Annotated in this window: 16 protein-coding genes and 1 other annotated feature; of the genes, 6 read left to right on the forward strand and 10 right to left on the reverse strand. The window is 73.6% G+C overall.

Annotated features, from left to right (window positions below):
- Position 1: 1 nt before the first annotated feature.
- From galA to VGN74_RS09410, 4 genes are all read right to left on the reverse strand, one after another.
- The gene (gene galA / locus VGN74_RS09395) at positions 2-2467 is read right to left on the reverse strand and encodes a beta-galactosidase GalA (RefSeq protein ID WP_327447446.1); all 2466 of its coding nucleotides are present in this window, start codon (positions 2465-2467) and stop codon (positions 2-4) included.
- A 197-nt stretch (positions 2468-2664) separates the two neighbouring features.
- Complete coding sequence (locus tag VGN74_RS09400) at positions 2665-6021, reverse strand: error-prone DNA polymerase (protein ID WP_327447448.1); 3357 nt, start codon at positions 6019-6021, stop codon at positions 2665-2667.
- Positions 6018-7442: a Y-family DNA polymerase gene (locus VGN74_RS09405; protein WP_414643541.1), complete on the reverse strand. Its 1425-nt coding sequence runs from the start codon at positions 7440-7442 to the stop codon at positions 6018-6020. Before VGN74_RS09405 ends, VGN74_RS09400 begins: the two co-directional genes overlap by 4 nt.
- A 67-nt stretch (positions 7443-7509) precedes the next feature.
- Complete coding sequence (locus VGN74_RS09410) at positions 7510-8403, reverse strand: hypothetical protein (protein WP_327447450.1); 894 nt, start codon at positions 8401-8403, stop codon at positions 7510-7512.
- Between the two features lie 267 nt (positions 8404-8670).
- On the opposite strand from VGN74_RS09410, the gene VGN74_RS09415 reads away from it, so the two are divergent.
- Complete coding sequence (locus VGN74_RS09415) at positions 8671-10728, forward strand: TonB-dependent receptor plug domain-containing protein (RefSeq protein WP_327447452.1); 2058 nt, start codon at positions 8671-8673, stop codon at positions 10726-10728.
- 178 nt (positions 10729-10906) lie between these two features.
- Here VGN74_RS09415 and VGN74_RS09420 read toward each other — a convergent pair whose 3' ends face one another.
- Positions 10907-11422 carry a GcrA family cell cycle regulator gene (locus tag VGN74_RS09420; RefSeq protein ID WP_327447455.1) on the reverse strand — a complete coding sequence of 172 codons (516 nt, stop codon included), beginning with the start codon at positions 11420-11422 and terminating at the stop codon, positions 10907-10909.
- 229 nt (positions 11423-11651) lie between these two features.
- Between VGN74_RS09420 and VGN74_RS09425 the strand changes: the two genes are divergently transcribed.
- The 5 genes from VGN74_RS09425 to argF all read left to right on the forward strand — a co-directional run bounded on the left by VGN74_RS09425 (position 11652) and on the right by argF (position 16377).
- Entirely contained in the window at positions 11652-12473 is an 822-nt protein-coding gene (locus VGN74_RS09425; RefSeq protein WP_327447458.1) for an ABC transporter permease, read from the forward strand.
- 236 nt (positions 12474-12709) lie between these two features.
- Positions 12710-13627, forward strand: coding sequence for a M28 family metallopeptidase (locus VGN74_RS09430; protein WP_327447460.1), 918 nt, complete (start codon positions 12710-12712; stop codon positions 13625-13627).
- Positions 13628-13739: 112 nt separating this feature from the next.
- Positions 13740-14915, forward strand: a complete 1176-nt coding sequence (locus tag VGN74_RS09435) for an aspartate aminotransferase family protein (RefSeq protein ID WP_327447728.1) — start codon at positions 13740-13742, stop codon at positions 14913-14915.
- Between the two features lie 41 nt (positions 14916-14956).
- Positions 14957-15364, forward strand: coding sequence for a GxxExxY protein (locus tag VGN74_RS09440; RefSeq protein ID WP_327447462.1), 408 nt, complete (start codon positions 14957-14959; stop codon positions 15362-15364).
- A 95-nt stretch (positions 15365-15459) separates the two neighbouring features.
- On the forward strand, positions 15460-16377 hold the full coding sequence (gene argF / locus VGN74_RS09445; RefSeq protein ID WP_327447464.1) for an ornithine carbamoyltransferase: 918 nt from the start codon (positions 15460-15462) through the stop codon (positions 16375-16377).
- A 422-nt stretch (positions 16378-16799) separates the two neighbouring features.
- Here argF and VGN74_RS09450 read toward each other — a convergent pair whose 3' ends face one another.
- From VGN74_RS09450 to VGN74_RS09470, 5 genes are all read right to left on the reverse strand, one after another.
- On the reverse strand, positions 16800-18281 hold the full coding sequence (locus VGN74_RS09450; RefSeq protein ID WP_327447466.1) for a SulP family inorganic anion transporter: 1482 nt from the start codon (positions 18279-18281) through the stop codon (positions 16800-16802).
- A 71-nt stretch (positions 18282-18352) separates the two neighbouring features.
- Positions 18353-18407: a sequence feature (sul1 is cis-regulatory element that is thought to sense ions involved in sulfur or methionine metabolism; They are found in Alphaproteobacteria), on the reverse strand.
- A gap of 45 nt (positions 18408-18452) precedes the next feature.
- Positions 18453-18848, reverse strand: a complete 396-nt coding sequence (locus VGN74_RS09455; protein WP_327447467.1) for a DUF983 domain-containing protein — start codon at positions 18846-18848, stop codon at positions 18453-18455.
- Between the two features lie 38 nt (positions 18849-18886).
- Positions 18887-20491: a bifunctional phosphoribosylaminoimidazolecarboxamide formyltransferase/IMP cyclohydrolase gene (purH, locus tag VGN74_RS09460; RefSeq protein ID WP_327447469.1), complete on the reverse strand. Its 1605-nt coding sequence runs from the start codon at positions 20489-20491 to the stop codon at positions 18887-18889.
- A gap of 80 nt (positions 20492-20571) precedes the next feature.
- Positions 20572-21189 carry a 2-dehydro-3-deoxy-6-phosphogalactonate aldolase gene (locus VGN74_RS09465; RefSeq protein WP_327447471.1) on the reverse strand — a complete coding sequence of 206 codons (618 nt, stop codon included), beginning with the start codon at positions 21187-21189 and terminating at the stop codon, positions 20572-20574.
- Entirely contained in the window at positions 21186-22088 is a 903-nt protein-coding gene (locus VGN74_RS09470; RefSeq protein ID WP_327447473.1) for a 2-dehydro-3-deoxygalactonokinase, read from the reverse strand. Before VGN74_RS09470 ends, VGN74_RS09465 begins: the two co-directional genes overlap by 4 nt.

Raw genomic sequence — 22088 nt, forward strand, 5'->3', positions numbered from 1 at the left:
GTCAGGTCTCGGCGGTGGACTGCAGGGTGAGGCGGCCGGGGCGCAGGCCCGGGGCCGTGGCGACCACGCGGATCGGGCCCGCATCGGTTGTGGTCTGGAGGATGGCCTGGCACAGGCCGTTGAAGGTCAGGCGCCGGCTGGCGCGGTCGGGCTCGTGGCTGGTCGGATCGCCGTTGCCGACGCCGAGGATGCGGCCGGGACCCTCGACCTCGAAGGTGACGGGGACGGCGGCGCGCGGGACCGGGCGGCCGCGGGCGTCGAACACCTCGACCTTGAGCATGGCCAGGTCGCGGCGATCGGCGGTCAGGCGGGTGCGGTCGGCGGTGAGGGCCAGCCGCGCCGCCGGCCCGGCGGTCTCGCGCCGCACCGGCGGCAGGGCGCGGCCGTTCAGCGTGCCGCGCGCCTCGATCACGCCGGGCTCCCAGACCACGTCCCAGGCCAGATGGCGGTTGCGCACCACGTCCTTCGCCCCGAGGGAGCGGCCGTTCAGGAACAGCTCGACCCGGTCGACATTGGCGTGGACCCAGACCGGGATAGTCTCGCCGGCGCGGTCCTCCCAGTTCCAGTGCGGGAACAGGTGCACCAGCGGCTCGGGCCGCCACCAGGCGCGGTAGTACCAGTAGTTGTCCTTGGGAAAGCCGCAGGAATCCATGGCGCCGAAGTAGGAGGCGACGCTGGGCCAGCGGTTGAACGGCGTCGGCTCGCCCCGGTAGTCGAAGCCGGTCCAGATGAAGCCGCCGGCGATGTAGGGGCGCTCGGCCGCGAGGGTCCACCAGGCCTCCGCGGTGGAGGCCCACCAGGGGTGCTCCGTGTCATAGGCCGGCACGATGTGGCGGGCGTCGTCGCGGATGTACTCGCCGCGGGTCTGCACCGTGCTGCCGGTCTCGCTGCCGTAGATCGGCTGGGTCGGGACCCGGGCGTGATAGCCCTCCATCAGATGGGTGCGGTAGTTGAAGCCCAGCAGGTCGACCACGGGGGAGACGCCGTCGCCGAAGCTCTGGTCCAGCGCCGCCGTGGTCGGCCGGGTCGGGTCAAGGCGGCGCACCAGACGCACCATGGTACGGGCGATGCGGGCCCCGCGGGCGTTGCCCTGGATGGCCTGCTCCTCGTTGCCGATCGACCAGGCGATGACCGAGGGGTGGTTGCGGTCGCGCCGCACCAGGGTCTCCAGCTCGGCGAGGGCCGCGCGGTCCGAGGACATGCGCCGGGTCTCGTCGATGACGAGGATGCCCATGGCGTCGCAGGCGTCGAGCAGCTCCGGCGTCGGCGGATTGTGGGAGGCCCGATAGGCGTTGCAGCCCATCTCCTTGAGCTGCTCCAGCCGCCAGACCTGCAGCCGGTCGGGGATGGCGGCGCCGACCCCGGCGTGGTCCTGGTGGCAGCAGGCCCCGAGCAGCTTCAGCGGCTGGCCGTTGAGGAAGAAGCCGCGGGCCGCGTCGAACACGGCGGTGCGCACCCCGAAGGGCTGTTCGTAGCGGTCCGTCAGCCGGTCGCCGACGCGCACCTCGGCCACCAGCCGGTAGAGGTGCGGCGCGGTGGTCGACCACAGGCGGGCGCGGTCCCAGGCGAGGGTGGCGGCGACCGTCGCCTCGCCCCAGCCGGGCAGGCGCGTCGCGACCTCGCCCGCGGCCACCGTGGCCCCGTCTGCGTCGATCACCGACAGGGCGACGCGGCCGTCAACGTCAGGGTCGGCCTGGTTGGCGAGGGTCACCTCGACCGGGGCGCGGGCTCCCTCGCCCTCGGGGGCGGCGCGCACCACCACCCCCCACTGCGGGATGTGCACCGGGTCGGTGGCTGTCAGCCAGACGTGGCGATAGAGGCCGGCGCCCTCGTAGAACCAGCCCTCGCCGAGGCTGGCGTCGACCCGCACGGTCAGGACGTTGGGGCCCGGCTGGGCGACATCGGTGATGTCGACGCGGAAGGGGGTGTAGCCGCCCTCGTGCTCGTGGACGATGAAGCCGTTGAGCAGCACCACCACGTCGCGGAAGGCGCCGTCGAACTCCAGCGACAGGCGGCGGCCGGCGAGGGCCTCGGGCAGGTCGAGGGTGCGGCGGTACCAGCCGACGCTGGTGGCCGGATGCTCGCGGCCCAGCGGCTTGAACCCGTGCGCCGCCTTGGGGTCGTCCTCGCCGGGGGGCGGGGGCGCCGGATTGGGCACGAACGGCAGGTCGATGGCCCAGTCGTGCGGCAGCTGCACGGCGGTCCAGCCGCTGTCGTCGAAGTCGGCGGCGGCGGCCGTCGCCACTCGCATCCCGGCCTTGGCGTAGGTGCGCTGGTCGGCGCCGAAGTCGAAGTCACGGGCCGGGTCCTGGGCGTGGCCGAGGGCGAAGCGCCAGCCGGCGTCGAGCCGGGCGCGCAGGCGCGGGGCGGGGCCCGCCGTCTCCGCCGCGACGGCGGCGGCGGGCAGGGCCGACAGGGCGGCCCCGGCGGCGGACAGGCGGAACAGGCCGCGGCGCGACGGCCTCATGAGCGGCGCTCCCGTCGGGCGTTCCCTGGCATCTTCGGCTCCCTGTGACGCGTCCCGGCGGTCGGCCGCCGGAGGCTGGCCGTCTGTCGCTGCGGCCCTGGGTCAAGGAGGCCCGCGCCGCCCCCGAGAGTCAAGCGCGCCCTTGCAATAGATAAAAGAGATTTCACTTATGAACCGTCCGTGGCGGGGCGTCCGGCTCAGTGGAAGTCCCGCGATCCGGGCAGGATGCGCAGGTTGCGCGGGTGCTGCGGCTTGACGAATTCGTCGGCTCCCGAGAGCTGGATCACCGGGGCGTGGGCCTCGGACAGGCGGGCCAGCTCGGCGGTGCGGTCCTCCAGCCGGTCGGCCATCAGGTGCACCACCCCTTCGGGACTCTTCTCCACCACCCCCTCGACCCCCAGCAGCCGGGCGGCCATGACCTCGCGGCGCCAGGCCTCGAAGGTGCGCACCCACAGGACCAGGTTGGTGACCCCGGTCTCGTCCTCGAGGGTGACGAAGATGGCGTTGCCGTTCCCGGGGCGCTGGCGCACCAGCACCACTCCGGCGGTGCGCACCCGGGCGCCGGAGCGGCGCGCCTCGACCTCGGCGCAGGTCAGCCGGCCCTCGGCCCGGAACAGGGGGCGCAGCAGGGCCATGGGGTGGGCCTTCAGCGACAGCCGGGTGGTCTGGTAGTCGGCCGCCACATGCTCGCCCAGCCCCATGCGCGGCAGCTCGGCGTCGGGCTCCTCGCCCAGCTCGCGGGCGCGGGCGGCGGCGAACAGCGGCAGGGGGTCGTCGTCGGGCAGGCGGCGCACCGCCCACAGGGCCTCGCGCCGGTCCAGCCCCAGCGAGCGGAAGGCGTCGGCGTCGGCCAGCTTGCGCAGGGCCGCCACCGGCAGCTGCGCGCGGCGCCTCAGGCCCTCGACCGAGCCGAACGGCGCCGCCCCGCGGGCCGCGACCAGGGCCTCGGCCCAGTCCTGACGGAAGCCGTCGATCTGGCGCAGGCCCAGCCGCAGGGCCGGGGCGGCGCCGGGGCCTTCCAGCGTATTGTCCCAGGCCGAGGCGCCGACATCGATCGGCCGCACCTCGACCCCGTGGTCGCGGGCGTCGCGGACGATCTGGGCCGGGGCGTAGAAGCCCATCGGCTGGCTGTTGAGCAGGGCGCAGGCGAAGGCCGCCGGGTGGCGACACTTGATGTAGCTGGAGACATAGACCAGCCGGGCGAAGCTGGCGGCGTGGCTCTCGGGGAAGCCATAGGAGCCGAAACCCTTGATCTGGTCGAAGCAGCGGCGGGCGAAGTCCGGGTCGTAGCCGCGGGCGATCATGCGCCCGACCATGCGGTCCTCGTAGGTGTGCAGGGCGCCGTCGCCGCGGAAGGTGCCCATGGCCTTGCGCAGGCCGTTGGCCTCCTTCTCGCTGAACTCGGCGGCGACCATGGCCACCTTCATGGCCTGCTCCTGGAACAGGGGCACGCCGAGGGTGCGCGACAGCACCTTCTTCAGCTCGTCCGGGTCGTGCGGCGGGCCGGGGGCGGCGTAGACGACGGGCTCCTTGCCGCCGCGCCGGCGCAGATAGGGGTGGACCATGTCGCCCTGGATCGGCCCGGGGCGGACGATCGCCACCTGGATCACCAGGTCGTAGAACTCGCGCGGGCGCAGCCGCGGCAGCATGTTGATCTGGGCCCGGCTCTCGACCTGGAAGACGCCCAGCGAGTCGCCCCGGCACAGCATGTCATAGACGTCGGGCTGCTCGGCCGGGACGGTATGCAGCTCAAGGTCGACGCCCTGGTGATCCCGCATCAGGTCCAGAGCCTTGCGGATGCAGGTCAGCATGCCGAGCGCGAGGATATCGACCTTCATCAGGCCGAGTTCGTCGATGTCGTCCTTGTCCCACTCGATGAAGGTGCGGTCCGGCATGGCGGCGTTGCCGATGGGGACCAGCTCGTCCAGCCGGCCGCGGGTCAGGATGAAGCCGCCGACGTGCTGTGACAGGTGGCGCGGAAAGCCGAGCAGGCGCGAGGCCATGTCGAGGGCGCGGCGGATCACCGGATTGGCCGGGTCCATGCCGGCCTGCTCGACCAGGCTGTCCGGCAGGGCCGAGCCCCAGCTGCCCCACTGGGTCGAGGCCAGCCGGGCGGTGACGTCCTCGGTCAGGCCCAGCGCCTTGCCGACCTCGCGGATGGCGCTGCGCGGGCGGTAGCGGATCACGGTGGCGGCGATGCCGGCCCGGTTGCGGCCGTAGCGGCCGTAGATGTACTGGATGATCTCCTCGCGCCGCTCGTGCTCGAAGTCGACGTCGATGTCCGGCGGCTCGTTGCGGTCGGCCGACAGGAAGCGCTCGAACAGCAGGTCGTGCGACGCCGGGTCGACGCTGGTGATGCCCAGCACGTAGCAGACCGCCGAATTGGCCGCCGAGCCGCGCCCCTGACACAGGATGCCGCGGTTGTCGGCTTCGCGCACGATGTCGTGGATGGTCAGGAAATAGGGCGCCAGCGCCCGCTCGCCGATGAAGGCCAGCTCCTTCTGCAGGATCGTCGCCACCTTGTCCGGAACCCCGTCCGGATAGCGACGCGCGGCGTGGCGCGCGACCAGGGTCTCCAGCCAGCCCTGCGGCGTCTGGCCGGGCGGGACCGGCTCGTCCGGATAGGCGTAGCGCAGCTCGCCCAGGTCGAAGCGGGCGCGGGCCAGCAGGCTCTGCGTCTCGGCCAGGGCGTCCGGCGCATCGGCGAACAGGCGCGCCATCTCCGCCGGGGCCTTGAGGTGGCGCTCGGCGTTGACCAGCAGCCGGCGGCCGGCGGTCTCGATCGTCACCCCCTCGCGGATGCAGGTCAGCACATCCTGCAGGTCGCGCTCGGCCGGGTCGTGATAGAGGGCGTCGTTCATGGCCAGCAGGGGCGCGCCGGTCGCCTGCGCCAGCCCGGCCAGCCGGTCGAGCCGGCGCCGGTCGTCGCCGCGGCGGTGCATGGCGGCGCCCAGCCAGACCGCCCCGGGCCGCACCGCCTGCAGCCGGTCGAGCGTGGCCTCCAGCCCCTCCGGTCGCCGCGGCGGCACAACGATCAGCAGCAGGTCGTCGGCGTGGGCCTCGAGATCGGCGAGGGTGAGATGGCACTCGCCCTTGCGGGCCCGGCGCGAGCCCAGGGTCAGCAGCCGCGTCAGCCGGCCCCAGCCGGCCCGGTCCTCGGCATAGGCCACGACGTCGGGTGTCTGGTCCGCGAACACCAGCCGCGCCCCGGTCAGCAGACGGAAGCGTTCGGCCCGCTGCTGCACCAGGGCGCTGAGGGCGGCGTCGTTGATCGGGTCCTCGCGCCAGGCGATCTCGCCCGGGCCGCCGCCGATCCGCAGCGCTTCGGGCGGGGTCCAGCCGTCGGCGCGCAGGGCCTTCAGCGCGCTCCAGGCGCGCACCACCCCGGCCACGGTGTTGCGGTCCGCCAGCCCCAGGCCGGTATGGCCGCGCAGCAGGGCGGTCAGCACCATCCGGCCCGGCGAGGAGGCCCCGCGCAGGAAGGAGAAGTGACTGGCCGCCACCAGCTCGGCATAGGCAGGGGGCTCAGGGGGAGGGGGCTGGCCGCCGTTCATGCGAACAGGCCGTGCACATACCAGCGCGGCGGCGGGGTGCCGCCATAGGCCCCGGCCCGGAACAGCCAGAAGCGGCGGCCCTCCTCGTCCTCGACGCGGTAGTAGTCGCGCGCCCGGGCCCGCGGCGTGCGCCACCACTCGGGGGCGATGCGCTCCGGCCCCTCGGCGCGGACGATGCGATGGGTCACCCGGCGCCAGCGGAAGGCGGCCGGCGGGCCGTCAGGGGCCAGGGCGGTGGCCTCGACCGGCTGGGGCGGGTCGAACAGCTGCAGCGGCCGGCCGGGCGGATTCTCGGGCGCGTCGTCCCCCTCTTCGTCCTCCGCGGCCGGGTCGGCCGCAGGGCCGGCGGGGGCCAGGGCCGGACGCAGCCGCACCGCCCGCTCGGGCAGATGGGCCGACACCGGCTCCAGCCGCAGCACCGCCCCGGGCCCCAGCCGGGCGCTGAGCCGGTCGACGAGGGCGGCGAGGGCGGCCGGGTCGGCGGCCGGCGCCTCGAGGCCCAGTCCGGCCTCGGCCTGGGTCGGCGCCAGCGGCGCGGTCGCCTCCGCCGCGAGGCTCAGCTGCTCGAAGCCGAAACCGGCCTCCAGCGGCGTGGCCAGGGCCGCCAGCCGCTCGCGGAACAGGCGCAGCAGGGCGGTCGGGTCGCGCCCGGGCCGGGCCGTGGCCAGCCGCACCGTGCGGGTCGCGCCGTCGACCCGGTAGAGGGTCAGGGCGACCCGCCGCGCCCCCTCGCCGCGGGCCTCCAGCGCCCGGGCCGCGTCGCCCAGCAGGTCGGCCAGCACCGCCAGCACCTGGTCCTCGCCGGTGATCGGTTCGGCCAGCACCCGGTCGACCCGCACCGGCGGCGGCGGCCGGTGCGGCGTCAGGCGCACGTCAATGCGGCCGGCCAGCTGGTCCAGGCGTACCGGCAGGCCGGGGCCGAAGCGGGCGGCGAGGGCGGCGCGCGGGCGCCGGTCGACGGCGCCGACGGTGGTCAGGCCGGCGCGGCGCAGGGCCTGCAGGTCGCGCGGGTCCAGCTCCAGCGCCGCCGCCGGCAGGGCGGCGACCGCGGCGGCGTCCCCGCCCGGGGCGACGATGCCGCCGGGGCCGAAGCGGGCCAGGGCGCGGGCGGTCTGCGGCGTGCGGGCCAGGGCGGTGCGCGCGGTCAGCCGCCAGCGCGCGCTGCGCGCGGCCACGGCGGCGACCAGCCCCGCCTCGCCGCCGAACAGATGGGCGCAGCCGGTCACGTCCAGCGCCAGGCCGTGCGGCGGGTCGAGGGCGACCATCGGGCTGAAGCGGCCGAAGTCGGCGAGGATCCGGTCGAGGGCGGCGGCGTCGCCGGCCGGGTCATGGTCGGCGACGCGCAGGCCGGGGGCGCGGGCCCGGGCGTCGGCCAGGGTCAGGCCGGGGGTCAGGCCCTGGGCCAGGGTCTCGGCGGTCACCGCCGCCAGCCGCAGGGCCCCGCCGACCCGGGCGACCAGCGCCTCGGGCGGGGTCTCCGGCGCCGTTTCAGGCGACGCGGCGACGCTCCGGGCCCCGCTCCGGACGACGGGCCAGGCCTGCCGGTCGGTCGGCAGGAAGGGAAACCAGACCGCCAGATGGCGTCGGGGCGACGAAGGCGCGCGCGGCACGATCCCACTCCATGATCCATTCCGCCGGGGCGACGCCGGCGCGGCTGCGAAACAGGGCCGCGCGGAAGGCGGGGCGGCCCGGGACCCGCTCGGCCAGCCCCAGCGGCGGGGGCGGGCCCGGGGTTGGCGGGGCGGTCGAGGGCGCGGGCCGGAGGCGCCAGCGGCTCTCGGCGGCGCTGGTCCCGTCGGGGGCGTCCGCCGCCAGCCCGGCCCGCACCAGCAGGCCGGCGCTTCCGCCCGCCGCCGCCGCCAGCGCCAGCCGTCGGCTGGCGGTCAGGCTGAAGGCGCGGCTGTCGCCCCAGGCCGTCATCAGCACCGCCCCGGCCGCGCCGCTGCGCAGCGCCTCCTCCCCGGCGGCGAGCAGGGCCTCGGGCCGGGGCGCCCGCACCAGCAGGACCTCGGCCGGGTCCAGCCCCCAGGCCTGCAGCCCGGGGCCGTACAAGGCCCCGATCTCGGCCTCGGCCCGGGTCTCCAGCACCCAGACCAGCGGCCCGGGCGTGTGTCCCCGCGCCAGACAGGCCAGCCCCAGGCCGAAGCCGGCCGCCGCCACCGCATGGCGCGGCTCGGCCGCCCGCACCTCGTGCAGGGCGTCGCGCCGCAGCCGGCCCAGCCGCGGGTCCAGCCCCGGCCAGGCCGGGCCGAAGCCGTCGCCGGGCGACTGCGCCCGCGGCTCCAGCCCCGCCAGCCGGGCGCGCAGTCCGGCCAGATCCGGGGCGGGGACCGGCGTCGGGGCGTCCGGGGCGGGGACGAGGAACGGGGCGGGGGCGGGCACAGCGGGTCCTTGTGTTCATCTTTTGTTCTCATATATGCCGCCGGGGAGACGGCGGGAGTCAAGCGGAGTCTCCGCCGCGGGCGCCGCGCACGTCCGCGGCTGACGTCGCCGGCGCCCCCGGTCGTGGACCTCCAGTCCCGGAGCAAGCTGTTGGAAGGGCCGGAGAAAGTGGAATCTTGACGGCGAAGTAATCCACCTGTCCGGCTTGTAACTGGCCTGCGGCGTCGGAGCCCGTCACCTGTCCCGCCCAGGAGAGGGAGACGCCTGATGCCGCCACGTTCGTCCACGAGGACCGTCCTGTTCGCCAGCGTGGCCGTCGTGGGCCTGCTGGCCGCCGCGGCAGGCCCCGCCCTGGCCCAGGAGGCGACCCCCGTCGCCGCGACCGACGCCGGCCAGGGCGTGCTGGTCTTCACCCCGGACTTCTTCGCCGCCCAGCAACCGAACACCGCCCTGGACATGGTCGAGCGCATCCCCGGCTTCTCGGTGGAGGACGGCGACGGCAGTCGCGGTTTCGAGGGCGCGGTCGGCAATGTGCTGGTCAACGGCGCCCGCCCGGCCTCCAAGAACGACAGCGGCTCGGCGGTGCTGAACCGCACCCTGGCCCGTCAGGTCGAGCGCATCGAGCTGATCCGCGGCGGCGCCCCGGGCATCGACATGCAGGGCTATGCGGTGGTGGTGAACGTCGTCCTCCGGGACGAGGCCAGCCGCCAGCATGTGCTCGAGGTCACCCCCTTCCTGTTCGAGGGCGAGGCCCGGGACATGGTGGCGGCGCGCTACCAGTTCACGGCGCGCAACGGCGAGCGCAGCTGGGGCGTGACCCTGTCCGACGGGGTCAGCACCAGCGACGCCAATGGCGCGGGCGTCTCGACCCGGCGCAATGCCGCGGGCGCGGTGCTGCGCCGGGAAGCCGTCTGGAACGACGAGTACGGCGGCGGAACCTCGGTGCGCGGCAACTACGCCGGGCCGCTGCTGGGCGGGCGCATCGACCTGACCGCCCGCCTCGGCGTCAACGACTACCACGAGGAGACCCGGCTGACCGGGGACGACGTCCTGCGCGCCAGCCGCTTCGACTGGGAGGGCGACTCCGGCGAGATCGGCGCCGTCTACACCCGGGACCTGCGGCCGGGCCTGACCAGCGAGACCCGCTTCATCCACGAGTTCGGGACGTCCGAGAGCGTCGCCATCGGGACCAGCCGCGTGGCGGGGGTGGCGGGCCCGGAGCAGCGCTTTGCCGCCACGGACGAGTCCGGCGAGACCATCCTGCGCTCGCTGCTGCAGATCGAGCGCAGCCCGACCCTCAGCTACGAGACCGGGGCCGAGGTCGCCTACAACATGCTGGAGGTCGACCAGGCCTTCACCGTCGGCGGGGTGGCGGTGCCCCTGCCGTCGGACCAGATCAAGGTCGAGGAAACCCGCGGCGAGGTGTTCGCCCGCGCCACCTGGCGGCCGCGCACGGACCTGACGCTGGAGGGCGGGCTGCGGCTGGAAGCCTCGACCATCCGCCAGTCTGGCGACGCCGACGCCGAGAAGACCCTCTACTACGCCAAGCCCCGGGTGCTGGCGACCTGGACGCCCATGGCCCGCACCCAGGTGCGGCTGCGGCTGGAGCGCGAGGTCGGCCAGCTGGACTTCGACGACTTCGCCGCCTCGGCCGAGCTGGAGGACGACACCGTGTTCGGCGGCAATGTCGACCTCGAGCCGGAGCAGCGCTGGGTGGCCGAGCTGGCGCTGGAGCGGCGCTTCCTCGAGGACGGCATCGTCGCCATCACCCTGCGGCGGGACGAGATCCGTGACGTCATCGACGGCCTGCCGCTGGACGGCGGCCTGTCGGCGGTGGGCAACATCGGCGACGGGACCCTCGACCAGCTGACCGTCAACCTGGTCGTGCCGCTGGACCGGATCGGCTTCAGCGGCGGCCAGTTCGGCTTCCGCAACACCTGGAACCACTCGGAGGTCACCGACCCGACCACGGGGGAGATCCGGCCGATCTCGGGCCTGCGCCGCAGCCAGGCGGTGATCTCGGTGCAGCAGGACATCGAGCGCTGGCGGCTGCAGTGGGGCGCCGCCTGGATCCCGCTGCTGGGCAACACCTCGTACGACCCGGACCAGACCTCGGGCTTCCGCGGCCGCGACTATGTCGAGCTGTGGGCCGAGTACAAGCCGGCGGCGGCCTGGGCGATCCGGGCCCAGCTGAACCTGTGGGACGACTTCGTCACCTTCCGCGAGGTCTATGCCGACCGCACCTCGCGCCGGATCGACTTCGTCGAGACCCGCGAGATCGACCCGCGCACCTTCGTGCAGGTGCGGGTGCGTCGGACCTTCTGACGGCGGAGGGGGGGGGAGGCAGGGGCTGCGTCAACCCGGAGAACCGCAGCCCCGCCCGGACGCCGCCCGGACCGGGGTCGGGGCGGCGTGGCGGTCAGCCCTCTACAGGGCGTTCATGACAGGCGCGCCACAGCCGGGTGAGACCGGCCGGGCGCGCCCGCTTCCAGATGTAGCGACCTCAGATGTAGCGACGGAGCGAGCGGGCCAGCTCGGAGCCGCCGTCCTTGCCCTTGCGGGCCTGCGGTTGATAGGCGACCCGCGCGTGCTCGACGCAGTAGACGCCCTCGGCGGCGCGCCGGCCGCAGAAGCTGAAGCCGTCCGAGCCCGGGTCGCCGATCGGCCACTTGCACATGTGGGCGCCGAGGGTCAGCACCGTGGCGGTGCCGGGCAGGTCGGGCGCGACCACCGGGGTCGGCTGGACCGGGGCCGCCACGCGCGGCTGGGCCGCCTCGATGCGACGGGGCGCGCTGGGCTGGACCGTCGGCTGGGGCCGCGGGCGCGGGGCGCGGAAGGTGGTGCGGACCGGCTGCGACGGGGCCGCGCGGCCCGACAGGCCGAGGCGGTGCACCTTGCCGATCACGGCGTTGCGCGTCACGCCGCCGCCGAGCGCCTTGGCGATCTGGCTCGCCGACTGCCCTTCGAGCCAGAGCTTCTTCAGCGCTCCGACCCGCTCCTCGGTCCATCCTTGAGACATGCCGCCCTCCGCCGCAGGGATTCAAGATATTGATGTTCTCGGACGGCGCCGCCGCCCTGAGCCACAACTAATCGTAAACCAGACGTAAACGGGCGCAACATGTGGCGCCAGTCCTGTCCACAGAAACCAGATGTAGACGGCGCTTTGGCGGGCGCCGGCTCGGACCGCCCCCCGGCGCCTTGCGCCCCCGCCCTTGCGCCCGCGCGCGCCAGGGCGCATCTGCGCGGCCATGACCGACCTCGCCTCGCTCAAGGATCAGGGCCCGCCGCAGCCGCGGACCTACACCGGCGTCAACTGGATCGGGGTGCGCACCCTGTACCTGCGCGAGGTGCGGCGCTTCTGGAAGGTCGGGGCCCAGACCGTCGCCGCGCCGGTCGTGACGACCCTGCTCTACATGATGGTCTTCGTGGTCGCCCTGCAGGGGGCGCGGCCGCCGCTGCACGGCACGCCCTTCGCCGAGTTCGTGGCCCCCGGCCTGATCATGATGGCCATGCTCAACAACGCCTTCGCCAACGCCTCGTCCAGCCTGATCCAGGCCAAGATCATGGGCACGGCGACCGACTTTCTGACGCCGCCGCTGAGCCCGCTGGAGCTGGCCGTCGGCTTCTCGCTGGGCGCCGCCACGCGCGGGCTGGTGGTCGGGCTGGTGACGGCGGTGTGCGTGCTGCCCTTCGCCCGGCTGGGCGTCGCCAATGTGGCGGCCCTCGTCTACTTCGCCGTCATCGCCTCGCTGCTGATGGGGCTGATCGGCGTGGTGGCCGGCCTGTGGTCGGAGAAGTTCGACCACCTGGCGGCGGTGCAGAACTTCGTGGTCATGCCCATGACCTTCCTGTCCGGGGCCTTCTACCTGGTCGAGAACCTGCCCGAGCCGTTCGCCACCATCAGCCACTTCAACCCGATGTTCTACCTGATCGACGGCTTCCGCTACGGCTTCATCGGCCAGGCCGAGGGTAGCCTCGCGGTCGGGGTGGCGCTGAGCCTCGGGCTGACGGTGGTCATGGCCGGCGTCTGCTGGACCCTGTTCCGCACTGGCTGGCGTCTGAAGAGCTGACGGCGGGGTGGGGCGCGTTCGCCCCTCCACCGCCCGCCGGTCGCCCTGGCGACCGGGCCCCTCCACCGCTTCGCGGTCCCCCTCCCCACTCACGTGGGGAGGAAAGGCGCCTCTCCTCCCCATGCAATGGGGAGGTGGCCGGGCGCGCAGCGACCGGACGGAGGGGCCTTCAGGCGGACGCCCGCTTGACGGCGGGGCGCCGTCCGCCCGACATGCGGCCTCCGGAGGAGGACCCCATGACCCGTACCCTGTTCGGCGCCGCGCTCGCCGTCGCCCTGCTGGCCGCCACGCCGAGCCTGGCGCAATCGCCCGTCGGCGACCCGGCCGCGCTGGAGACCGCCGCGGCCGCCTGGGTGCAGCCGTCCAATGCCGCGCGCTTCGAGGTGCTGACCGCCCAGCTGACCGCCGCGGGCCTGCCGTTCGAGGTCCAGACCTTCGACGGCGGCACGGCCCGCACCGGGCCGATGGCCGGGCGCAACGTCATCGTCACCCTCGGCGCGGGGCCGCGCGACATCGTCCTGACCGCCCACTATGACGCCGTACCGCTGAACGGCGGGGCCTTCTCCCAGGGCATCGTCGACAACGCCGGCGGGGTGCTGGCCATGATCACGGCGGCCGGGGCGCTGCAGGAGGGGCTGGCCGGCCAGCCGACCTCGCACCGCTTCGTCTTCGTCCTGACCGACCAGGAGGAGCTGGGCCTGATCGGCGCGCGCAAGTGGCTGGAGGCCGCCGACCGGTCGCGCATCGCCGCGGTCATCAACGCCGACGTCGCCGCCTATGGCGAGACCATCATGTACGGCGAGAACAACGGGCCGCAGTCGACCGGCGTGCTGCGCGCCCTGCGGCTGCAGTGCGCCGAGCGGGCCGTGACCTGCGTCGGCTTCCCGGTCTATCCGCCCAGCGACGACCGGGTCTTCTCGGCCGCCGGCCTGCCGGTGCTGTCGCTGGGGACCCAGGACGCCGTCGGGGCCCACCAGATGTGGCTGGCGTTCAACGGCGGCGAGACGCCGGGCCTGCGCGAGGGCTTCGTGCCGCCGGTGTTCCAGCGCATCCACTCGCCCGGCGACGACCTCGCCCTGTTCGACGGCGAGGCGGTGCAGCGCTTCGGCGGCTTCATCGCCGATCTGGCCTTGCGCATCGCCCGCGAGGAGTGACGCCGGGCGGTGTTGACTAAGACCGGGCGCGGTTCGACAACGCCAGGCCTCTGACGCGCCCCTTCCGGGCGCGCGCCCCTGCCACGAGGAGCCTGCCGTGTCCGGTCACATCATGGGTGTCTACAATCGCGCGCCGCTGGAGGTGGAGCGCGGCGAGGGCGCCCGCCTCTACGCCACGGACGGCACGGCCTATCTCGACTGCGTGGCGGGCATCGCCACCAACGCCCTGGGCCACGCCCATCCGCGGCTGGTCGAGGCGGTCAAGGCCCAGGCCGAGAAGCTGTGGCACGTGTCCAACATCTTCCGCATCCCCGGGCAGGAGGAGCTGGCCGACCGGCTGTGCGCCGACAGCTTCGCCGACGCGGTGTTCTTCACCAACTCGGGCACCGAGGCGGTCGAGTGCGCCCTGAAGACGGCGCGCAAGTATCACACCGCCAACGGTCAGCCGGAGCGGGTCGAGATCTACGGCTTCGACGGCTCGTTCCACGGCCGGTCGTATGCGGCGATCAACGCCGCCGGGAACCCGGGCTATGTCGAGGGCTTCGGCCCGCGCCTGCCGGGCTACACCCAGCTGACCTTCGGCGACCATGACGCCCTCAAGGCGGCCATCGCCACCCCGACCACGGCGGCGATCATCGTCGAGCCGGTGCAGGGCGAGGGCGGGGCCCGGGCCATCCCCGAGAGCTGCCTGCGGGGCCTGCGCGAGCTGTGCGACCAGCACGGCGTGCTGATCATCTTCGACGAGGTTCAGTGCGGCATGGGCCGCACCGGCAAGCTGTGGGCCCATGAGTGGGCCGGCATGGCGCCGGACATCATGGCCGTGGCCAAGGCCCTGGGCGGCGGCTTCCCCGTCGGGGCCTGCCTCGCCAGCGCCGAGGCGGCCAAGGGCATGACGGTCGGGGTGCACGGCTCGACCTTCGGCGGAAATCCGCTGGCCATGGCCGTCGGGCTGGCCGCCTATGACGAGATCTCCAAGCCGGAGACCCTGGCCCACGTCAACGAGGTGGCGGGCTATCTCAAGCAGCAGCTGCACGGGCTGAAGGAACGCTTCCCGGACATCATCGTCGACATCCGCGGCAAGGGGCTGCTGATCGGGGTCAAGCTGGTCCCGAACAATCGCGAGTTCATGGCCTGGGCCCGCGACGGGCAGCAGCTGCTGGTCGCCGGCGGCGGCGACAACTGCGTGCGCCTGCTGCCGCCCCTGACCCTGACGCTGGACGAGGCCCGCGAGGTCATCAGCAAGCTGGAACGCACCTGCGAGGCGGCCCGGACCAAGGCGGCGGCTTAGCGCCCTTCAAGGGGCAGGTTCATCACAGAGAGCACCGAGGGATGCACGGAGAACACGGAGGTCGTGAGCCGCTTCCCGAGGAGACAGACCGGCTTGGCAGGGCGGCGATCGATGCCGCGTTCGCCGTGCATACCGCGCTGGGACCGGGGCTTCTGGAATCCGTCTATGAAGCCTGCCTGTTCGAAGAGCTAACGGCGCGAGGCATGGCGGCGGAGCGCCAGGTCGGGATCCCGCTGAGTTATCGCAACGCCCGGCTCGACGTCGGCTTTCGCCTGGATTTGCTCGTCGAACGCGCCGTGATCATCGAAATCAAGGCGATCGACGCCCTGGCGTCGATCCATACGGCTCAGGTCCTGACCTATCTCAGGTTCAGCGGCCTGAGGCTCGGCTATCTGGTGAACTTCAATGTGAGCCGACTGAAGGATGGCCTGCGGCGCCTGGTGTTGTGACGGCGCGCGTCCGCGCTCTCGACAACCTCCGTGTCCTCTGTGACATCTCCGTGCTCTCCGTGATGAACCCTCTTTCTTGTGAGCCGCGCCCCCAGATGACCCGCCACTTCCTCGACATTCATCGGCTCGACGGGTCGGAGCTCCGCGCCATTCTGGATGACGCCCATGCGCGCAAGGCGGCGCGGAAGGGCTGGCCGAAGGGGCGGCCGGACGCGGATGCGCCGGCGCGGGACCATGTGCTGGCGATGATCTTCGAGAAGAACTCGACCCGCACCCGCTTCAGCTTCGACGCCGCCATCCGCCAGCTGGGCGGGGCCTCGATCATCGCCACCGCCTCGGACATGCAGCTGGGCCGCGGCGAGCCGGTCGAGGATACGGCGCGGGTGCTGTCGCGTATGGTCGATGCGGTGATGATCCGCGCCAACCGGCACGAGGACGTGGAGAACTTCGCCCGCATCTCGACCGTGCCGGTGATCAACGGCCTGACCGACCGCAGCCACCCGTGCCAGATCCTCGCCGACCTGCAGACCATCGAGGAGCATCGCGGGCCGGTGGCCGGCAAGACCATCGCCTGGGTCGGCGACGGCAACAATGTCTGCGCCAGCTTCATCCATGCGGCGCCGAAGTTCGGCTTCACCCTGAACGTCGCCTGCCCGGCCGAATACCATCCGGACCTGTTCGACCTGCAGAAGGGCGGGGCGGCGGTGCACCTGACCGGCGACCCGCGCGAGGCCGTGGCCGGCGCCGATGTGGTGGTCACTGACACCTGGGTGTCGATGGGCGACCAGGACTATGAAGAGCGGCTGGAGGCGTTCGAGGGCTACACCGTCGACGACGCCCTGATGGACCTGGCCGCGCCGGACGCCCTGTTCCTGCACTGCCTGCCCGCCCACCGCGGCGAGGAGGTCACCGACGCGGTCATCGACGGCCCGCGCTCGGTGGTCTGGGACGAGGCCGAGAACCGCATCCACGCCCAGAAGGCCGTGCTGGCCTGGTGCCTGGCGGGGGGGTGACGGTCGCGCCAGGGCTGGCGGATCGTCCGACTCCCTTCCCCCTCGAGGGGGGAAGGGTCGGGGATGGGGGTGCGCGCGCTGCGCTCGACGGAAGAAGCGCGGGCGGCGGTCCCGCCTCCCGGGCCAGCCAGGAGGCGTCGCGAACTCACCCCCACCCAACCCTCCCCCCTTGAGGGGGAGGGCTTTCATCTGATCCCTTGACCGGCCCCTCCGTCTTCCCCGGGCCTGAACCGGTTCGTCATCCTCGGGCTTGACCCGAGGATCGCGCCGACCGTCGCACATCGCCGGCCAGGCTCGCGCCGCCCCGACCCCCGATCTTCGGATCGGGTCCGAGGATGACGGCGGTAGAGGGGGCGAGTTCAGGCGCAGCGCTTACGGTCGCCCCCTCCCCCATACGCTTTGCTATGGGGGAGGAGAGAGACTCAGTGCGCGGCGGCGCCGGGCAGATGCTCCTTGTCGTGGCGGCCGGTGCGGGTGACGAGGGTCTGCGCTGCCGCATTCATGCCGCGCACGGCGACCTTCGCCCCCTGCCGGCGATAGCGGAACACCACCTTGTCGACGGCGGCGACGCCGGTGACGTCCCACAGGTGGGCGTCGGACATGTCGATCTCGACGTGGGTCGGGTGGCCGTGATGCTCGAAGCTGGCGGCGAAGACGTCGGCCGAGGCGAAGAACAGATTGCCCGACACCCGGTAGCGCAGATGACCGGGCTCCGGCGTTTCGACGCTCTCCACCACGATGGTCTTGCCGACCTTGCGCATGAAGAAGATCGCCGAGAGCAGCACCCCCAGCACAACCCCCTTGGACAGGTCGTGGGTCAGCACCACGGTGACGGTGGTGGCGATCATGACGATGGCGGACTGCGGCGGCGTGGATCGCAGTTTCAGCACCGAGCCCCAGTCGAAGGTGCCGATCGAGACCATGATCATCACGGCCACCAGCGCCGCCATGGGGATCTGCGCCACCCAGGTCTGCAGGCCGAGGATCAGGATCAGCAGCAGCACCCCGGCCCACAGGGTCGACAGACGCCCGCGCGCGCCGGAGGTGACGTTGATGATCGACTGGCCGATCATGGCGCAGCCGGCCATGCCGCCGAAGAAGCCCGCGGCGATGTTGGCGATGCCCTGGCCGCGGGTTTCGCGGTCCTTGTCCGAGGGGGTGTCGGTGATGTCGTCCAGCAGGTTGGCGGTGAGCAGGCTCTCCAGCAGGCCGACGAACGCCAGGGTCGCCGCCACCGGGGCGATGATGGCGAGGGTCTCCCAGGTCAGGGGCACCATGGGAATGTGGAACATCGGCAGGGTGGTGGGCAGTTCGCCCATGTCGCCGACGGTGCGCACGTCCAGCCCGGTCCAGATGACCAGGGCGCTGATGGCGATGATGGCGACCAGGGCCGAGGGCACGGCCTTCGTCAGGCGCGGCAGGCCGTAGATGATGGCCAGGCCGCCGGCGACGAGGGCGTAAGTGGTCCAGCCGGCCCCGACCAGCTCGGGCAGCTGGGCCAGGAAGATCAGGATGGCCAGCGAGTTGACGAAGCCGGTCATCACCGACTTCGAGACAAAGCGGATGTAGCGGCCGAGCTTCAGCAGGCCGACGCCGATCTGGAACACCCCGGTCAGGATCGAGGCGGCGAACAGGTATTCCAGCCCGTGGTCGCGCACGAGGGTGACCATCAGCAGGGCCATGGCCCCGGTGGCGGCGGAGATCATCGCCGGCCGGCCGCCGGTGAAGGCGATGGTCACGGCGATGATGACGCTGGCGTAGAGGCCGACGGCGGGATCGACCCCGGCGATGATGGAGAAGGCGATCGCCTCGGGGATCAGGGCGAGCGCCACGACGGTCCCGGCCAGCAGGTCGCGGCGCGGATGGGCCAGCCACTGCTGGCGGGCGGACTGAAGAACGGACATGAAGGGGTCCACACAGGGCGCGCGCGACCCTGGCTCCCGGCGGGGCGGGGCGTCAGCGGATCGGGCGTGTCAGTTTCCCGGGGGATCGGCGCCCGGGGTAGCCACCCGGTCGCGGCCGGGTCCAGGTTGCAACCCCGTTGTGCGGTGCGGCGCCCGGAAAGGCAAGGCCGGTCAGGATTTGCCGGTGCTCTCCCACTCGGCCTCGGCGGCCTTGCGGACGTATTGCTCGGCGACCATCCAGCCCTTGAGCGGGGGCAGGACGGCGAGGCAGGCGACGATCAGCAGGGGGAAGGTCACCACCATGTGCACCCAGATCGGCGGCTGCACGGTGAACTCGAAGGCCATGAAGGCGATCATGCCGAACAGGCCGACGAGGCTCATGCCGAAGAAGGCCGGGCCGTCGGCCGGGTCGGCGAAACTGTAGTCCAGCCCGCACGCCGGGCAGGCCTCGCGCACCTTGAGGAAGCCGCGCAGCACCGGGCCCTTGCCGCAGCGCGGGCAGCGGCAGCGCAGGCCGGTGACGAGGGTGTTCAGGGGCGGGGCGGCGGGCGCAGGCGTCTCGGACATGCGCCCGAGGTGCGCCCGATCCCGCCCCAGCGCAAGATTCAGTGCCGGAAAACCCGCACGCCGGTGAAGGCCATGGCCACGCCCTTCTCGTCGGCGGCGGCGATGACCTCGGCGTCGCGGATCGACCCGCCCGGCTGGATCACCGCCGTGGCCCCGGCGGCGACCGCCTCCAGCAGGCCGTCGGCGAACGGGAAGAAGGCCTCCGACGCGCAGGCCGAGCCCTCGGCCAGCGAGCGGCCCAGCCCGGCGGCCTCGCCCGCCTCGGCGGCGCGCAGGGCGGCGATGCGGGCGGAGTCGCGGCGGTTCATCTGGCCGGCGCCGATGCCCGCCGTCTGGCCGTTGCGGGCGTAGACGATGGCGTTCGACTTGACGTGCTTGGCCACCACGAAGGCGAACAGCATGTCCTGGATCTCGGTCGGGGTCGGCTGGCGCTTCGTGACGATCTTCAGGTCCGCGGCGGTGATGCGGGCGGTGTCGCGCGCCTGCACCAGCAGGCCGCCGCCGACGGAGCGGAACACCTCGCCGGGGGCCAGCGGATCGGGCAGGCCGTCGGTCAGCAGCAGGCGCAGGTTCTTCTTCGCCGCGAACACCTCGCGCGCGCCGGCGTCGGCTCCGGGGGCGATCACCACCTCGGTGAAGATGTCGGTGATGGCGCGGGCGTCGGCGGCGGTCAGGGGCCGGTTGACGGCGATGACGCCGCCGAAGGCCGAGACCGGATCGCAGGCGAGGGCGCGGGCGTAGGCCTCGCCGAGGTCGGCGCCGAGGGCCACGCCGCACGGGTTGGCGTGCTTGACGATGACGCAGGCCGGGCGGTCGAACTCGGCCACCAGCTCCCAGGCCGCGTCGGCGTCGGCGATGTTGTTGTAGCCCAGCTCCTTGCCCTGGATCTGTTCGGCCGAGGCCACGCCGGGGCGACGCTCCCCGGTGCGGTAGAAGGCGCCGGTCTGGTGCGGGTTCTCGCCGTAGCGCAGGGTCTGGGCGAGGCTGCCGGCGAGGGTCTTGCGGGCGGGGGCGGCGTCGCCGATCTGGCCGGCGAACCAGCCGGACACGGCGGCGTCATAGGCGGCGGTGCGGGCGAAGGCGCGGGCCGCCAGCTGCTTGCGCAGGGCCAGCGAGGTGGCGCCGTCGGCCGCCAGCGCGGCGAGAATGCGGTCCATGCCCTCGGCGTCGACGGCGACGGCGACATAGCCGTGGTTCTTGGAGCCCGAGCGGATCATGGCCGGGCCGCCGATGTCGATGTTCTCGATGGCCGCCTCGAAGCCGCCGCCGGCGGCCACGGTCTGCTCGAACGGATAGAGGTCGATCCAGACGATATCGATGGCGCCGATGCCGTGGGCCTCCATCGCCGCCTTGTGCTCCGCGGCGTCGCGCACGCCCAGAAGGCCGCCGTGGACGACGGGGTGCAGGGTCTTGACCCGGCCGTCCATCATCTCCGGGAAGCCGGTCAGCTCGGCCACGTCCTTCACCGGCAGGCCGAAGCCGGCGATCGCCGCCCGGGTGCCGCCGGTCGAGACCAGCTCCACGCCGCGGGCGTGCAGGGCGCGGGCCGCCGCCTCGAGGCCGCTCTTGTCGGACAGGGAGATCAGCGCCCGGCGCGGGGCGATGTGATCGGGAGCGGGCGGAAAGTCGGGCGCGGCGGGCATGAGGGGTCGGTCCGTCGGAGGGGGGGGGGGACGGGCGCCGCTCTAGACCATTTTCGTCCGGGATCGAACCCTTGGCCGGATCAGTTGGCCGCGCGCCAGGCGGAAACGAAGGCGGCGGCGCGTTCCCCGACCTCGGCGGCGCTGCGGCCGGGGGTGAACAGGGCCGAGCCCAGCCCCGCGCCCGAGGCGCCGGCGGCGCGCCAGGCGGGGATGGTCTCCGGGCTCACCCCGCCGACGGCATAGACCCGGGTTCCCGCGGGCAGCACCGCGCGCAGGGCCTTCAGCCCCGCCGGCCCGGCGATCTCGGCCGGGAACAGCTTGAGCGCGTCGGCCCCGGCGGCGAGGGCGGCGAAGGCCTCGGTGGCGGTGAACACCCCGGGCAGGGCCAGCATGTTGCGGTCCCGCGCCGCGGCGATGACGGCGGCGTCGGTATTGGGCGAGACCATCAGCCGGCCGCCGGCGTCGGCCACCGCATGGGCCTCGGCCGGGGTCAGCACCGTGCCGGCCCCGACGATGGCCCGGTCGCCCAGGGCCTCGGCCAGGCGGGCGATACTCTCCAGCGGCCGCGGCGAGTTGAGCGGCACCTCCAGCGTGCGGAAGCCGGCGGCGACCAGAGCCTCGCCGACCTCGACCGCCTCCTCCGGGACCAGCCGGCGCAGGATCGCCACCAGCGGCAGCTCGTCCAGAATCCCGATCATGCGGTCTCCGCCTCGTGAATGCGCCACAGGCCGCGCGCGGCGGCGGCCTGCCCGTCCACCGCCGTCACATCGCTGAAGCCGGCGATGCCCAGGGCGGTGGTGTAGGCCGCGACCAGCGGGCCGGCCCCGACGAGGGTGACGGGGGTGGCCAGGTCGCCGCGCGCCGCCGCCGCCTCGGCCCCGATCAGCAGGCCGGACAGGAAGTCGGCGGCGCCGCGCAGCTCGAGCCGGCCGGCCAGCTGCTCGACGCGCAGGGCGAACAGGGCGGCGGTCAGGTCGGGCTCGTCGAGGGCCCGGCGCACCCCGGCGGCGAAGGCGTCGGCGTCGACCCCCGGATCGCCGAGGCCGGCCCCCAGCACGGCGCCCCAGCGCACCGCCTGGAACAGCTCGCCGGTGACGAAGGTGCGCAGGTTCAGGATGCGGCCGTCCTCGACGGTGATCCACTTGCCGTGGGTGCCGGGGGCGACGACGCGGCGACGGCCGGGCGGCAGGTCGAGGCCCAGCACCTGGGTCTCCTCGCCGCGCATCACATCGGCCAGCTTGCCGTCGCGCCAGACCGAGACGCCGGGGACCAGCCGGGCCGCATCGAGCCCGGGCGCGGGGGAGGGCGCGACGAGGGCGGCGGCGAGCTCGGCGGCCCCCGCCGGGGCGACGGCGTAAGGGGCCTCGGTCCAGCCGCCGCGGGCCCCGGCCATGCCGCAGATGCGCACCGGCAGGTCGCCTTCCAGCCAGTCCCCGGCGAGCTCCCGCAGGGTCGGGGCGAAGGCCTCGGGGGCCCGGCCGGCGGCCCCGCGGGCGTCCTCGCGCACGGCGAGGATGTCGCCGCCGGGCGCGATGCGGAAGACGCGCAGATTGCTGCCGCCCCAGTCGACCCCGATCAGGGCGGCCCCGTCCGTCAT

The sequence above is a fragment of the Brevundimonas sp. genome, from assembly GCF_035998205.1.
Taxonomy (GTDB): Bacteria; Pseudomonadota; Alphaproteobacteria; order Caulobacterales; family Caulobacteraceae; genus Brevundimonas.

Excerpts from the sequence above, each read along its gene's own strand:
- VGN74_RS09440 (WP_327447462.1), top strand. The coding sequence starts at position 14,957 with ATGCACGGAGAACACGGAGGTCGTGAGCCGCTTCCCGAGGAGACAGAC.
- argF (WP_327447464.1), top strand. The coding sequence starts at position 15,460 with ATGACCCGCCACTTCCTCGACATTCATCGGCTCGACGGGTCGGAGCTC.
- galA (WP_327447446.1), bottom strand. The coding sequence starts at position 2,467 with ATGAGGCCGTCGCGCCGCGGCCTGTTCCGCCTGTCCGCCGCCGGGGCC.
- VGN74_RS09415 (WP_327447452.1), top strand. The coding sequence starts at position 8,671 with ATGCCGCCACGTTCGTCCACGAGGACCGTCCTGTTCGCCAGCGTGGCC.
- VGN74_RS09450 (WP_327447466.1), bottom strand. The coding sequence starts at position 18,281 with ATGTCCGTTCTTCAGTCCGCCCGCCAGCAGTGGCTGGCCCATCCGCGC.
- VGN74_RS09465 (WP_327447471.1), bottom strand. The coding sequence starts at position 21,189 with ATGATCGGGATTCTGGACGAGCTGCCGCTGGTGGCGATCCTGCGCCGG.
- VGN74_RS09435 (WP_327447728.1), top strand. The coding sequence starts at position 13,740 with ATGGGTGTCTACAATCGCGCGCCGCTGGAGGTGGAGCGCGGCGAGGGC.
- purH (WP_327447469.1), bottom strand. The coding sequence starts at position 20,491 with ATGCCCGCCGCGCCCGACTTTCCGCCCGCTCCCGATCACATCGCCCCG.
- VGN74_RS09470 (WP_327447473.1), bottom strand. The coding sequence starts at position 22,088 with ATGACGGACGGGGCCGCCCTGATCGGGGTCGACTGGGGCGGCAGCAAT.
- VGN74_RS09400 (WP_327447448.1), bottom strand. The coding sequence starts at position 6,021 with ATGAACGGCGGCCAGCCCCCTCCCCCTGAGCCCCCTGCCTATGCCGAG.
- VGN74_RS09425 (WP_327447458.1), top strand. The coding sequence starts at position 11,652 with ATGACCGACCTCGCCTCGCTCAAGGATCAGGGCCCGCCGCAGCCGCGG.
- VGN74_RS09430 (WP_327447460.1), top strand. The coding sequence starts at position 12,710 with ATGACCCGTACCCTGTTCGGCGCCGCGCTCGCCGTCGCCCTGCTGGCC.
- VGN74_RS09455 (WP_327447467.1), bottom strand. The coding sequence starts at position 18,848 with ATGTCCGAGACGCCTGCGCCCGCCGCCCCGCCCCTGAACACCCTCGTC.
- VGN74_RS09420 (WP_327447455.1), bottom strand. The coding sequence starts at position 11,422 with ATGTCTCAAGGATGGACCGAGGAGCGGGTCGGAGCGCTGAAGAAGCTC.